12 protein-coding genes are annotated in these 15131 nt (G+C 35.8%); 7 read left to right on the top strand and 5 right to left on the bottom strand.

Features of this window, described 5'->3' with window-relative positions; all coding sequences use genetic code 11:
- Window positions 1-99: 99 nt before the first annotated feature.
- Window positions 100-1104 carry a homoserine dehydrogenase gene (locus tag AC056_RS13985; protein ID WP_077163957.1) on the top strand — a complete coding sequence of 335 codons (1005 nt, stop codon included), beginning with the start codon at window positions 100-102 and terminating at the stop codon, window positions 1102-1104.
- 29 nt (window positions 1105-1133) lie between these two features.
- On the opposite strand, the gene AC056_RS13980 is transcribed toward AC056_RS13985, so the two are convergent.
- Window positions 1134-2051: a DMT family transporter gene (locus AC056_RS13980; RefSeq protein WP_077163956.1), complete on the bottom strand. Its 918-nt coding sequence runs from the start codon at window positions 2049-2051 to the stop codon at window positions 1134-1136.
- Window positions 2052-2217: 166 nt separating this feature from the next.
- On the opposite strand from AC056_RS13980, the gene AC056_RS13975 reads away from it, so the two are divergent.
- Entirely contained in the window at window positions 2218-3072 is an 855-nt protein-coding gene (locus tag AC056_RS13975) for a helix-turn-helix domain-containing protein (protein ID WP_077163955.1), read from the top strand.
- An 18-nt stretch (window positions 3073-3090) separates the two neighbouring features.
- Here AC056_RS13975 and chrA read toward each other — a convergent pair whose 3' ends face one another.
- Both chrA and AC056_RS13965 read right to left on the bottom strand, forming a co-directional pair.
- Complete coding sequence (gene chrA / locus AC056_RS13970) at window positions 3091-4437, bottom strand: chromate efflux transporter (RefSeq protein WP_077163954.1); 1347 nt, start codon at window positions 4435-4437, stop codon at window positions 3091-3093.
- A 180-nt stretch (window positions 4438-4617) separates the two neighbouring features.
- On the bottom strand, window positions 4618-5904 hold the full coding sequence (locus AC056_RS13965) for an MFS transporter (RefSeq protein WP_004701769.1): 1287 nt from the start codon (window positions 5902-5904) through the stop codon (window positions 4618-4620).
- A 523-nt stretch (window positions 5905-6427) separates the two neighbouring features.
- On the opposite strand from AC056_RS13965, the gene AC056_RS13960 reads away from it, so the two are divergent.
- Complete coding sequence (locus AC056_RS13960) at window positions 6428-8629, top strand: TonB-dependent siderophore receptor (RefSeq protein WP_077163953.1); 2202 nt, start codon at window positions 6428-6430, stop codon at window positions 8627-8629.
- 43 nt (window positions 8630-8672) lie between these two features.
- Here the strand turns inward: AC056_RS13960 and AC056_RS13955 are convergent, their stop codons facing one another.
- A complete protein-coding gene (locus AC056_RS13955; protein WP_019459095.1) occupies window positions 8673-10091 on the bottom strand; it encodes an aspartate ammonia-lyase in 1419 nt (472 codons plus the stop codon).
- A gap of 413 nt (window positions 10092-10504) precedes the next feature.
- On the opposite strand from AC056_RS13955, the gene AC056_RS13950 reads away from it, so the two are divergent.
- The 4 genes from AC056_RS13950 (at window position 10505) to AC056_RS13935 (ending at window position 13840) form a co-directional block, all read left to right on the top strand.
- On the top strand, window positions 10505-10690 hold the full coding sequence (locus AC056_RS13950) for a hypothetical protein (RefSeq protein ID WP_077163952.1): 186 nt from the start codon (window positions 10505-10507) through the stop codon (window positions 10688-10690).
- An 87-nt stretch (window positions 10691-10777) separates the two neighbouring features.
- Complete coding sequence (locus AC056_RS13945) at window positions 10778-10999, top strand: hypothetical protein (RefSeq protein WP_077164232.1); 222 nt, start codon at window positions 10778-10780, stop codon at window positions 10997-10999.
- A gap of 810 nt (window positions 11000-11809) precedes the next feature.
- Window positions 11810-12706, top strand: a complete 897-nt coding sequence (locus tag AC056_RS13940) for a LysR substrate-binding domain-containing protein (RefSeq protein ID WP_019459097.1) — start codon at window positions 11810-11812, stop codon at window positions 12704-12706.
- Between the two features lie 237 nt (window positions 12707-12943).
- Window positions 12944-13840 carry a LysR family transcriptional regulator gene (locus tag AC056_RS13935; protein ID WP_004887299.1) on the top strand — a complete coding sequence of 299 codons (897 nt, stop codon included), beginning with the start codon at window positions 12944-12946 and terminating at the stop codon, window positions 13838-13840.
- 61 nt (window positions 13841-13901) lie between these two features.
- Here AC056_RS13935 and AC056_RS13930 read toward each other — a convergent pair whose 3' ends face one another.
- A complete protein-coding gene (locus AC056_RS13930) occupies window positions 13902-15074 on the bottom strand; it encodes a thiolase family protein (protein WP_004701759.1) in 1173 nt (390 codons plus the stop codon).
- Window positions 15075-15131: the final 57 nt, after the last annotated feature.

Genomic DNA, 15131 nt, shown 5'->3' with positions numbered 1-15131 from the left:
TAACTTATCTATATAAATACAAAGTTTCCAGAGATGATGCATTGAAATTGTCTATGGAAACTTTTTGATTTAAATCATATAAATTTTTGAGAAAGCGATATGAAGCGAGTTAACGTGGCAATTTGTGGTTTTGGACGGATTGGGCAACAAATTGCAGAGCTTCTTTTAAATCGATCGACATACTATAAACAAAAATATCAAGTTGATGCCCGTTTAGTGGGTGTCTGTAATTCATCTTCAGGTTTAATTGACCAAGATGGTTTACAAGCTTCAAAGTGGCTAGATAAAGCACAATATCAAGCAGGTCTCACTGAACAAAAGTTTTTACAACAGGTTCAGGCGGATGTCATTATTGAGACTGGCCCAAGTGATTATGTGACAGGTGGAAAAGGTCTATTTTATTTAAATTATGCTTTAACACATAACATGAATGCGATTGCAGTATCTAAAGGTGCTTTAGTCGTAGAAGGTAAAAAACTAATTAACTTGGCACATCAGCACAATAAAAAACTATTTTTTAGCGGCGCGACGGCTGCGGCTTTACCGACTGTTGATTTGTTTGAATATAACTTGGCTGGTTGCCAAATTTTAGAAATAGAAGGTGTGTTTACAGGCACCACAAATTTTATTTTGAATGATATGTTGCAACACGAATGTGCATTTACAGAATCTCTTGAAAAAGCTCAAGTAAAAGGTATTGCGGAACCTGACAGTTCTTTCGATGTAGATGGATGGGATACCGCTGCTAAAATTACAATACTAGCCAATACTGTTTTGGGAGCTGATATAAAAATTAAAGATATTCCAAGACAAGGAATCAGTCATGTAACTGCCGATCATATACGTGATTGGAAAAATGAAAATCTAACTCCTCGTTTGGTTGGTTTTATTCATATTAAAAATCAGCAAATTCAAACGGGTGTTGAATTAAGACTAGTTGCAGCAAATCATCCTTTTGCTCATCTGCAAGGTTCTAATAAATGCATACGAGTGTTAACGCAAGAGATGGGTGAATTTGTGGTTAGTGGAGGAGCATCTGCGCCTTTAGCTACAGCAGCTGCAGCTTTAAAAGATTTCGAGTTATTGCTAAAAACGGGCTGTTAAAATTAATTATGATTTATAAAAAAGCAGGCTTAGGCCTGCTTCTCACAACTTTTTTGACTATTAAATAACTTTTTTCCAATTTCTAACTTACTAAACATTAAGTAATTGCCAAGTAAAATTAATAAAATTCCAAGTACAGCATTTAAAGTCCACTCATATCCTTCAAAGAAAGTAGAAACTGTTAAAGCAACTAAAGGGAAGAGCAATGTGCTATAAGCTGCTTTGGCTGCGCCAATTCGTCCAACCAGAGAAAAATAAGCAGAGAACCCAATAACTGTACCAAATCCAGCTAAGTAAAGTACCGAACTTAAAAATGGGAAATTCATCGGTGGCATTAAATCTTGTCCTGTAAATAAAGCTAGACTTAACATCACCAATGCACCATAAGTCATGGCATAACAGTTTGTTGAAAAGATATTTAGACCACGTTTTTGGTGTCTAACACTAATCATATTTCCTAAAGAAAAACCGTAAGTGCCTATTGCACATAGCCCAATACCCATTAATAACTGCGCATTAAACTGACTATTAATGAGGTCATGCCAAAACAGTAGAACAATACCACTTAGACCCAAAAGTGCAGCTGGCGCAAAGTTTGGAGAAGGTTTCTGTTTAAAAAAGATAAGCGCATTAATGGCATTAAAGAAAACAGCCATCGAAAAAATGACAGACTCTAAACCGCTATTTACATATTTAACCGCAGTATAAAAACAAATAAAGTTTAGGCCGAAAACGCAAAGGCCTTGCAGCATACAAAACAAGTGATCTTTTAAAGCAATTCGCTGTAATTTTCCTGAAAATAGTAAAACAACCCATAGTAATAAGGCTGAAATGGCAAAACGCCATAAAATTGCGACAACGGGTGTTGCATAGTGGCTTTGAACGGCAATTCCAATCCATGTTGTTCCCCAAATCAACACCACCGCAACATAGAGTAAAATATTCATAACTTCATCCTCGATTACCAAGCTTAAGTATCTAGGAATGCTTCATTTTTCACGTATATATTCTTGTGTTATACATGCAAGATCTTGCGTTTTTTATAGATCTAAACTAGCTGAACTTTGCTGAATATGGTTAACTTAAGCTCAATGATATTCGTTTTAATTTTGCATGGCCTATCAAACTTTAGAACAGCTACAGCAATCTAAAGCCAAGCTTCACGAAACTGTGGTGCTTGATGAAAATATGCAACTTGCATTTTGGTCTAATCAGAAAGATCGTGTAAGTGTCTGTAGCGATCATCACACTCTAAGTCTGTATATTCAAGATGGCTATGAAAGCTATCAAAAAACACCTGCGGGTTGGAAAAACGGCGGTGGGCCGGGGCGTTTTTGCTTATTGCCTGAACATCAGGAGTCGACTTGGGATATACGAGGTGGTCTCAAATTCGTTCATTTGTATTATACCGACCAACACTTACGTGATGTTGCTGAAAAAATATGGGACAAAGAGCCTAATCAAATTGAATTAAACGAAGTTGTCTTTAATGACGATGAACGGATTCGTGCGCTATATCAGTTTTTCCTATTAGATTGTGACTGGAGCGATTCAGCAAACCACTTACAAATGAGTACAACAGCAAGTTTATTGTTGAATCACTTAATTCGAAGATACAGTAGTGTTCAATGGCAACAGCCTGCCATTAAAGGCGGACTGGCACCTCATAAACTCAAATATATTCAGGAATGGATTGAAGATCATCTAGATCAGGCACTCACTTTGTCAGACTTGGCAAATGTTGTGAATTTAAGCGAATACCATTTTGCTCATATGTTTAAACAGTCCATGAATATGGCACCTCACCAATATGTTATGCAAAGACGTTTAACTAAGGCAAAAGGGTTAATCCAGTCATCGCAGCTTTCTTTACAAGATATTGCCCTAGTATGTGGTTTTAGTTCAGCAAGCCATTTAAGCCATCGCTTTAAACAGTTTTATGGCATGAGTCCTTCACAATTACGTTAAAAGACCCATGACTCATTTTTATAAAAGATAAATACCTAAACCAATTAGTGCTGAAGCAAAAATGACATACAGTACATTAATGTTAAAGCGGAATAAGGCAATAAATGCAGCCACTGTAATGAGGGCTGCGATAGTGTCAAAGTGACCAGAAAAACCGTGCGGCCATAGCACGTGATAACTAAAAAATAATGCTAGATTTAAAATGACACCGACTACAGCCGCGGTAATTGCAGTGAGTGGCGCCGTAAATTTAATTTCATTGTGTGTAGATTCAATAAAAGGACCACCAGCAAAAATAAATACAAATGAAAAAAGAAAGGTAAACCAAGTCACAATGACAGCGCCGAGTGCTCCAGCAAAAAATAGATGCTCGGGCCCAAGTAATGAATGATTAACACCTCCTAAAAAACCAATAAAGGCAACGATAATAATGAGTGGACCGGGTGTAGTTTCACCTAAAGCTAAACCATCAATCATTTGCGTAGGTGAAAGCCATCCAAAATGATTTACAGCGCCTTGATAGACATAAGGTAAAACTGCATATGCACCCCCAAAAGTGAGTAATGCAGCTTTAGTAAAAAACCACGCCATTTGGGTATAAGAATGATGCCACCCAAAATATGCGCCTAAAGCTAAAATTGGCAATAACCATAAAATGATTGCCATAAAAATAAGTTTAGCTAACCGTAACCAATGGAATTTAGCATGCTCTGGTGTCGGGGTATCATCATCAATAAATGCTGGGCCATAATCCTTTTGACTGGCTTTATGTCCAGCCGCAGAGGAAAATAGTTCTGGGTACTTTTTACTGGCTAAATAGCCAGCAATACCAGCAGATAGCACAATAAGAGGGAAAGGAAGTTTTAAGACAAAAATGGCAAAAAACGCTGCAATTGCAACGAACCATAAAAATCTATTTTTGAGTGAGCGGCTACCTATACGGTAAGTTGCATGGAAAACAATTGCGGTGACGGCAGGCTTGATCCCGTAAAAAATACCTGCAATAACCGGAACATCTCCAAATTTTATATAAACCCAAGACAGCCCAATTAAAATAAATAAAGACGGTAGTACAAATAGAATGCCTGCGACTAATCCTCCCGCAGTTCTGTGCATAAGCCAACCAATGTAGGTTGCTAATTGCTGCGCTTCAGGGCCGGGTAACAGCATGCAGTAGTTTAGTGCATGGAGAAATCTTTTTTCAGATATCCAGCGCTTTTGTTCAACGAGTTCCTGATGCATCACAGCGATTTGTCCAGCTGGCCCGCCAAAGCTAATAAAGCCAAGCTTGAGCCAAAATAAAAAGGCTTGCCAGAAGGTGACTTGAATAATACTTTTAGGTAAAGGGGATTTTTCGTTTTCCATTTTTATCCCATCAAAAAATTGATTTATATTGATCAGCAGCATCAAACTCAAAATTGCTAATGAATTAAGCAGGTGCGTTGTACTATGTAGTTATAAGGTACAGAACAAAAATGAATTTCTTATTATTTTAAAAAGATATTCTTCTAAAAAAAGCTCTAGAAGAATATCTAACTTTAGTTTTTAGTGATCATGTTCTAAATAATCTGGATTTTTCGGAAGCGCAAGGCTACATAAGAAACAGATAATCAGCATGACAATGACGTAAATAAAGAAAGTATTTTCAATTCCGGCAGCTTTGAACTGTAAGGCAACTGAAGGAGCAGAACCACCAAACAGCGCATTACCTACTGCATACGAAAAACCTACGCCTAAAGCTCGCACATGAGGTGGGAACATTTCAGCTTTTACCAAACCACTAATAGAGGTATAGAAACTGAGTAACATCATCATAAAGATGAGTAGCAGGGCAATAATAATCGGAGAGTCAATATTGGCTCGCATCCCGACCACCATGACTGGATAGATAAATATGGCGGACAATAAGCTGAATGCCAACATTGAAGAGCGGCGCCCAATACGATCGGATATTGCACCAAATACAGGTTGAGCACACATATAGACAAATAGCGCGAAGGTCATGATATAACCAACAGTTTTTCCATCCATCCCTAAATTGGTCAAATAAGTTTTTGAGTAAACAGTTTCTACATAAAATGTTAAGGAACCGGCAGAAGTGTATCCGACCACCAATAAAAAGGTTTTCCAATGCTTTTTAAAGAGTTCTCTTAAGCTACCAGACTCTTTACGTTCGCTATCTTGATGAGAAAGCGTTTCTTCTAAACGACTACGGGCAAGTAAAGATAAAATTGCCGCGATACCACCAATCACAAATGGAATACGCCAACCGCCGTCATGTAATTGTTGCTCACTTAAAAATGCCAACAAAATAACGCCAAGTAAGCTTGCGAGTAACTGACCGCCAGAGAGGGTGACATACTGGAAAGACGAGTAAAAACCACGTTGACCTTTCAAGCCTAGTTCACTCATGTAAGTTGCAACTGCACCATACTCGCCACCCACAGATAAGCCTTGAAGTAATCGCACTACAAGTAAAAGAAAGGGTGCAAATAAACCAACTTGATCATAAGTTGGCAAAGCTGCAAACAAAAATGAGCTTAGGGCCATCAGACAGATTGAGATAATCATCGACTTTTTTCGACCATGTCGGTCTGCGATGCGTCCAAATACCCAACTACCAATCGGACGCATAAAGAAACTTGCAGCAAACACACCCCAAACATAGATAGACTTAGTCGTACTATCCATATCTGGTGCGGTTAGGGCTTGAGTAAAGTAGGCAGCAAATACTGCATAGATATAAAAGTCGAACCATTCAACTAAATTACCAGAGGCTGCGCCTACAATCCCACGTATCCGGCTACGTTTTTCTTCCTGAGTATATGTCATATTTATTCCATCGTTTTGTAGACAAAAACTAGGAATTTTTTAGGTATGCTATACAGAAAATAGAATGAAACATTAAAAATCACTCGACCTTGAGCACTTCCTTAAAATTCCTAACCATTCATTTTTTCTAATTTTAAAATTCGATTCTAGTAAAATTACGTCCTTTTGTTCGATTTAAAGATAAATTAACCAATGATCGAACATTTCCTTTCATTCAATTTGATAATGAATTGCATTTAAAACCATTGAGCTAATTTTAAAAATATATCTATTATTGAATTTCTCCTGATTCCTCTAGTTTTGAGCTTAGTTTCATTTTTGCTATTTTGTAATACTTAAAAAGATATAACCTCAATTTCAAAGAAAATAAAAGAAATTTATATATTGATAAGTAAGTGCATAAAAGTTGGATCAAATTCACTTAATCGAAAAAATACAGAATGTGTTGTTTCTCAATATGGGTGCCTGTATTCTTGCGTGGCTGAAAAATAGGGCACATAACTGTTTTTTAGCTTTATAAATTATGCTCGCTATGGCAGGTAACTATTCAATGGAAAGACGCGCGTTAAATCTTTACTTCATGACATGCTCTAAAACAGCATTGGCTTCATCTATTGCACTGATGACATCTGTAGTCTACGCAAATGAAGCGGAGGTTTCGCAGCTCCCAACCATTACTGTGAACGCTACACAAAATAGTGATGCGCTATACACCTCAAAGAAAGTTAATCTATCTGGTTTTCAAACTGGCGATGTAAAGAAAGTTCCTGCCTCCATTACAACCATTACTTCTGAGCGTTTAGCAGATCAGCACGTAAAAACGCTGACTGATGTTATTAAAAATGATTCATCGTTAGGCGATGGCTACGCTGCTATTGGCTATTATCCAAACTTTGTCGCTCGTGGTTTTGCACTCGATTTAGGTTCAAGTTATCTCATTAATGGTCATAGTATACGTGGCGAGCAAAATGTAGCTTTAGAAAATAAAGAACAAGTTGAGATTTTAAAAGGCATTTCTGCGATTCAAAGTGGAATGTCGACACCCGGTGGTGTGGTTAACTACGTGACCAAAAGACCTGCCGATATTAAAACTATTACGGTCGATGCAAATTCAGAAGGCGGCTATACACTGGCAACGGATGTAGGCGGCTTTGTTAATGACAATTTTGGTTATCGCGTTAATTTAGCGCATGAAAGTATTCACCCAAACGTTGATCACGCAAATGGTAAACGTGAGTTTGGTTCAGTTGCTTTAGACTGGAAAATTAATGATCGCTCTAAATTACTGTTTGATATTGAAGCTCAGCGTCAAAGCCAACGCTCAGTACCGGGCTATCAATTGCTTGATGGAGAAGTACCAACAAATGTAGATCAAGACCGTTTATTGGGTTATCAGTCTTGGAGTAAGCCTGTTGTAAATAACAGTGTAAATGCCAGTTTGAAATATCAATATGCATTTAACGATCAATGGAATGGTAGCTTAAGTGCGTCTCAAAGCCGTGTTGTGATTGATGATAATAGTGCTTTCCCATGGGGATGTTATAGCAGCATTTGTGAAGTTACCGGCTTGGGCAATACTTTTGATAAACACGGTAATTATGATATTTACGATTTTCGTAGTCCAGATGACACACGCATTACTAACCAGTTTGCAGCTGGGTTAAATGGTGAATTCAACACTGGTAACATTCAGCATCAAGTAGCTTTCGAATTACAACGTACTTATAAAACCTTAAAGCATCATACACCTCTGAATGTAGCGGTAGGAACAGGCAATATCTATGAAGATACGGTCGACTACAGTCCATCATCAGAAAGTCCAGACGATCGTTACAAAGCTCTAGAGAGTGATCAGACTGCATTTACTGTATCTGACCGAGTTCAATTTAATGATCAGTGGTCAACTTTATTGGGTGGGAAACTTATTCACCTTGATGAGCAAGCTTATAATTCAGATGGGCAGCAAAGCCGTGATACGGATTTAAACAAATTCTTGCCACAATTAGCGCTCATATATAGCCCAACTACTACAACTAATCTTTATGCTTCATATGCTAAAGGTTTATCAGATGGTGGTGAAGCACCATGGTTTGCTAATAATGCTCTAGAAGTTCTATCACCGAAAAACTCTGAACAATATGAAATTGGTGTTAAGCAACAAATACGCAACTTCTTGGTAACAGCAGCTATTTTTGATTTAAAACAAGATAATCAATATAGCAAAGTAAATGCAGATGGAACTTTCGATTTTGTTGAACAAGGTGAACAACACAATCAAGGTATTGAATTAGGTTTAACGGGCGCTTTAACCGATACACTCGATGTAAGTTCAGGTGTTACCTATACCAAATCTCGTCTTGTTGATATTGATACTGACAGCTACAAAGGCCATCAGACTCAAAATGTGCCGAAAATCCGCGCAACTGCGCAACTATCTTATAAAGTTCCTTCTATTGAAGGATTACGATTACTGACTGGTATGCAATACAGCAGCAGTAAATATGCAAATAAAGATGCAACGGCAAAAGTAAGTGGGTACAGTGTCTTTAATATTGGTGCTGCCTATAAAACAAATTTTGCTGGGCATGAAACAACTTTTAGACTCAATATTGATAACTTATTTAATAAGAAGTATTGGCGTGATGTAGGGGCATTTATGGGTGATGACTATTTATTCTTAGGTAATCCACGTACAGCCCAGTTCTCTACAACGTTTAGTTTTTAAAAATTCCTGAAAAATAAAAAGGNNCCTTTTTATTTTTCAGGAATTAAGCCGACATTTTTGGTTTAACCATATTATTAATCGACAAGATATCATCAAGCACTTGAGTTGATAATAAACCTTCTTTTTGAACTAAAGCCAATACACTTTGTCCAGTTTCGTTTGCAGTTTTAGCAATACGAGTTGTAGTTTCATAACCTAGGTATGGGTTGAGTGCAGTCACAATACCAATTGAGTTTTCAACTAAAGCTTTACAGTGTTCAGGATTCGCTGTAATCGTATCAATACACTTGCTTTGGAACATTGCCATTGCTCTACCAAGTAAGTCCATAGACTCAAATAGTTTGAATGCAATAAGCGGTTCCATTGCATTTAACTGTAGTTGGCCTGCTTCAGCAGCTAAAGTTACAGCCAAATCGTTTGCAATAATTTGGAAGCAAGCAAGGTTCATCGCTTCAGGAATAACAGGGTTTACTTTACCCGGCATAATTGAACTACCAGGTTGACGCGCTTCTAAGTTAATTTCATTAATGCCAGTACGTGGGCCACTTGAAAGTAAACGCAAGTCATTAGCAATTTTTGAAAGTTTTGTAGCAGTACGTTTTAATAAACCAGATAAAAGAACAAAGTCACCCATGTCTGAAGTTGCTTCAATTAAATCTGGAGCTGACTTAATTTTCTTATCAGAGATTTTTGCAAGTGCCTGAATAGCCAGTTCACGGTAATTATATTCAGTCGTAATTCCCGTACCAATTGCTGTACCACCAAGGTTCATATAAGCTAAAACATTTGGAATAAGCGTATTAATTTGCTCAAGATCTTTCTGCAAGGTAACTGCAAATGCACCAAACTCTTGACCTAAAGTCATAGGTACAGCGTCTTGTAATTGAGTACGGCCCATTTTTAAGATGTGCGCAAACTCTTGAGATTTGTTAAGAAAACTTAAAATTAAATTGTTAAATGGAAGATTTAACTCATCTAAGCTTAATAACAGACCTAAACGGATTGCAGTAGGGTATACGTCATTTGTTGACTGCGACATATTAATGTCGTTATTTGGATGCAAGTATTGATATTGCCCTTTAGAATGGCCCATATATTCCAAAGCAACATTTGCTAATACTTCATTTGCATTCATATTAGTTGAAGTACCAGCACCGCCTTGCATCATGTCGATTGGGAACTGGTCATGGAAATTACCACGAATAAGCTGATTACAGCTGTATTCAATTGCTTCGAATTTAGTTTGATCTAGGTTTTTAAGATTATAGTTTGCTTCAGCACAAGCTAGTTTAACCATAGCTAATGCTTTAATTAAATTAGGAAAATTTCCAACTTTGCTATTTGTTAAGTTGAAATTTTCTAAAGCACGTAATGTTTGAACTCCGTAATAATGGTCATTGTTGATTTCTCGATGACCAATAAGATCCTTCTCAATACGGGTAGTAATATCAGCGTTCATCATTAAACTTCGATTCATTAAAGATGATTCATCTTAGAATTCGAAATGCTTCACTTCTAATGCATTTATTAAACAAATTATGCATTTTTTGCATATCAAAAAATCAGTTAAGCTAAAATGAATAGTTAAAAATTGAATAGATCAATAGACTTAATTTCTATTAATATTTAATTATTTCAAATAATTATATTCATAGTTGATGTGCAGAATTGTAAAAATGATTAAGTCAATTAAGTGTTTTAAATATGGCTAAGCCAGAATTTTATTCTTAAAAACTAATAAATTTAATTGAAATTTCATGTGAATATTAATTTTAAAGAATGAATAGTGAGCTTTGTTTAATAAATTTTAATAAAATTGTGATGCATTTAACATAAAAATACATATAATACAGAAAATTTTTATTTATTAAGTTTATGTTAAAAGTAACTGCTGGATTATTAATATTGGGAAGTTTCGCTTGCTATCTTCTTTGGGGCACTGAAGAAAAAGCTGAAACCAAAAGTTCACACATGCTTAAAGAGGCTGAGCAATCAATAAAAAATGCTGAGCTAACCATTCAAAAAGCGAAGCAAAATATTCCAACTGCATCGTATCGATGAGTTATAGCCTGAGATTGTTGTCTATTAAATAATCTCTTGATTCAAAATTATTGAGATGTAAGCGCTGTAAGAGACAAATGCATGAGAATGAAGTTTATTGCATATGACCCTAATTCTGGTGAAAAATTAAGCTTAAAAGAGCATGTTCATCACATGGATAAATATACAACTTATGTTTTTTTTAGCGATGAAAAAGACAACATGGTATTTAATCCACAAAAAAAACAAATATTTGAAATTAGTCAATATACTGCAAATATGATGGTTGAAATTTCAAGAAAATTATACTACTTGATTGGAGAGTATTAGTTTGCTTTGAATATCTCCTTTGTCCATAAAGTCATTATTGTGAATGATGACTTTATAAGTTCAAAATAAGCAAATCGATACTTTAGTATAATAGTCGGAATTGAATTTTCACCTTATACTCTTTATAAATATTGTATGAAATACAATTAATTATTATCACTACATAGAACTTGAAAATAAGTTGTAGTAATTATTCATTAAATTTATTTTTACTTTATAAGCTATTGTAAGAGTAAATAAAAGATTCTTATTTCTTGGTGAAATAAAAATGGAAAAAGTTGTTTAATCAGATTTTATGATTGCTCTTAAAGTTGAATAGTGTACTAATTTAATAGCATCAAAATTTAGTCAATAACTTAACAATGGGTTATTGAAACAGTTCATAGTCCGCATTCTTCCCCAAGGTGCGGACTTTTTTTATCCAAATTTTACTTCATTCCTGAAGCTATATTTTTTATAAAAAATGATTAAATAAAAGCCTATAGTTATTTCTAAAACTTATTTGGTTGAACTGAATTATTTATTTTTCTGATGTTCTTTTATTCATTGATTTCAAAAAATTTTTTTATTAGATCGTACTTATGTTCATCTCTTAACGTCTTAAAACAAAACCTATTATTCTCTTATCTTGTTTTCTATGTCAGAATTATTAAATACTTCATTTTCATAGTTTGGCATTGTCCAATCTTTTCTCGCATTTTTGCAGGTACTCCCTATGTTTTACCATTTTTATTCATCTCTACATTTATTCATACGACTTCCCAAAAATATCAATTAATAAAATTATAAATCTAAAAGGGAATAGATAAGATGAATTTAGAAGTTCGCTGGGTAGAGGATCTCCTCACTCTAGAGCGTGAACGCTCAATTTCAAAAGCTGCAGAGAAAAGGTTCATTAGCCAATCTGCCTTTACTCGAAGAATTCAGCAAATTGAAGAAATGATTGGTGCTGAAGTCATTATTAGAAACAATAAGAACAATATCGAATTTACAGACATTGGACGAATTTTGTTGGTAATGTCTAAAAACATTGAAAAGCAGGTCGAGGAGACCGCAAAACTCATTAAAAATATTAAAAATGAAACTGAATCTACCATTCGTTTTTGTGTTGTTCACTCATTAGCTTCTGGTTTTTTAACAACATTTTTAAAGAAATTTCCTACTCTTATTCGTGATTTAAAAATTGAAATTGTCGCAACCAATAGTGGAGAAGGCCTGTCTTTGTTAAAAGAAGGTGCCTGTGATTTCATGATTTGCTATGCAGATAAAAGCAATATTAGAAAAGTTGGAGATGATATTTTAAGTGGTATTAAAATTGCCGAGACAGTTATTGTTCCTGTTTCTGCTACAGAACCTGACCATAGCCCTAAACATACAATACAAAGCAATTTTGCTTTGCTTGCCTATAGCAAACATGCTTACTTAAGAAAATTGGTAGACCAACTGATAGAAGGTAAACTTGTTTATAAAACGTTATATGAAACGGACAATGCAACTAACTTAAAAGAACTGGTTTTACAAGGTTTAGGGGTTGCATGGATTCCGAAAATTAACGTTGAAGAAGACCTTGCAGCTGGAAAATTAGTTATTTTAGATCAGCAAGAATATTGCCTCGCACAAGATATTTATATCTTTAAAAATAATTTGAGCGATAATAAATCGGTACAACAAATATGGAATGGTTTTAAAGCCCAGCAAGAACAATAACGCATACTCATTCGCAAGATGAAGTACACGATATTTATATATAAATTAATCAAATAAGTAGATTATGCTTGGGTCTTCATGATGAAAGGCATGATAAAGCATTGCCCCTCATCTAAGTTCTTTGCTAATTTAGAGTAAATTTCAATAAGTCAAAAGTAGGGCATAGGAATCTTTCTATCATTTATACCTGCTTTTGAACTTATTTCACTGGATTATTGAGTCCAAGCGGAGACAATTTTGTTTGATCTAGACAGTAGATTATTAAATATTTTTTATCATATTTATCGCTTCAAAAGTGTTTCAATGGCTGCAGATGCTATTGGTTTAACACAGCCGAGTGTAAGTAACGGTCTAAACAAAATTCGCCAACATTTTAATGATCCTTTGTTTATTCGAGTTGGAAATGAAATGATTCCGACCGAACTTGCAAAGCAGATTTTTCCTCTGATTAGTGAAGTGATTGATAAAGTTGAAAGTATTAATAACTTTAATGTGAACTTTGATCCGCTAACGTCAGATCAGCTGTTTACCATTGCGATGACTGATGTATCACATTTGGTTTTATTGCCACAATTAACTAACTATTTAAAAGAAAAAGCACCTCTCATTCGTTTAAATATTAGACCAATTACGCCAGAAACCAGCTATCAAATGGCAAATGGTGAAATTGATTTGGCGATAGGTTTCTTGCCACAATTAGAAGAAGGTTTTTATCAGCAGAAGTTTTTCCGTCAACACTATGTCGTGATTAGCTCGAAAAGCCATCCGCGTTTAGATCCAAATAATTTTACTCTAGAAGATTACATGCGTGAATATCATATCGATATTGATGCAGGTATTGGGCATTATCACATTAAAAATGAGTTGCAGAATAAAGGGTTGGATCGAAATATTTTGATTCGATTACCAAGTTATCTAGGGGTAGGTTTAGTTGTTCAGGAAACAGATGCGATTGCCACTGTTCCATATTATTTAAGCCAAGTTTTATTGGTTAGAGAGAACTTACAAATTTTACCTGCACCGCTTGATTTTCCAACTTATGACGTTAAGCAACATTGGCATATGTCTTGCCACCATAAGAGTAGTCATAAATGGTTCCGTCAAACTTGCTATGAGCTATTTAAAACAGCTTAAGAATTTTATTTATAAAAAAGAAGATGTAAGGAAAGTCCTTACATCTTCTTTTATTCTTGAATTAGATTTCAATTGCAACAGCAGTTGCTTCACCGCCACCAATACATAGGGCTGCAACACCTTTCTTTTTACCTAAGCGTTTTAATGCATAAATGAGAGAAAGGATAATTCTTGAACCTGTAGCGCCAATTGGATGACCTAACGCGCAAGCGCCACCATGTACGTTAACTTTTGCTTCATCTATTCCTAGCTCATGAATTGGTGCCATTGCTACCATTGCAAAAGCTTCATTAATTTCCCAAGCATCTACTTCATCAACTGACCAACCAGCACGCTCAAGCACTTTTTGAATTGCACTAATTGGAGCAATGGTAAATTCACTTGGATGCTGTGAGTGAGTAGAAGTTGCAACAATTTTTGCCAAAGTATTTAAGCCATGGCTTTGAGCATATTCTTCAGTGGTAAGTACTAACGCAGCAGCACCGTCAGAAATTGAGCTTGAGTTTGCAGCTGTAATTGTTCCATCTTTACTAAAAGCGGGACGTAGAGTCGGAATTTTCTCAAGATTAGCTTTTAATGGTTGCTCATCTTGATCAACAACTTCCACGCCTTTACGTGTTTTTACTTCAACAGGAACAATCTCTTCTTTGAAGTAACCTTCTGTAATGGCAGTTTGCGCTTTTTTAAGTGAAGAAATCGCAAAGTTATCCATTTGCTCACGGGTAAAGCCTTTAGTATTTGCCATATCTTGAGCAAAAGAACCCATTAAACGGCCTGTTTCTGCATCTTCAAGACCATCTAAAAACATATGGTCTTTAATTTCACCGTGGCCCATACGGTAACCACCGCGAGCTTTCGGTAAAATATAAGGTGCATTGGTCATAGATTCCATGCCACCTGCAACAATAATATTGGCACTACCAGCTTTTAAGGTGTCTGAAGCCATTAACACCGCTTTCATAGCAGAACCACACAGTTTATTAATGGTCACAGCTCCGACATGATCAGGTACACCTGCTTTACGCATAGCTTGGCGAGCAGGACCTTGACCAATACCAGCACTCAATACACAACCGAAAATAACTTCATCTACTTGTTCAGGTTTAACACCTGCACGTTGAATTGATTCACGGATGACAGCAGCGCCAAGATCTGGAGCGGTTAGAGAAGATAAACTACCCTGAAAACCACCCATTGCAGTACGGCTACCTGAAACTATAACAATTGAACTCATCTTAATATCTCTTATTGGTGTATTTGCTAAATTTGCCTTTAGCCTAAACTAAAGGCG

This window comes from Acinetobacter genomosp. 33YU (assembly GCF_001990725.1).
GTDB classification, from domain to species: Bacteria; Pseudomonadota; Gammaproteobacteria; order Pseudomonadales; family Moraxellaceae; genus Acinetobacter; species Acinetobacter seifertii.
The sequence above is the reverse complement of the archived record's forward strand: the minus strand, read 5'-3'. Positions and strand labels throughout refer to the sequence as shown.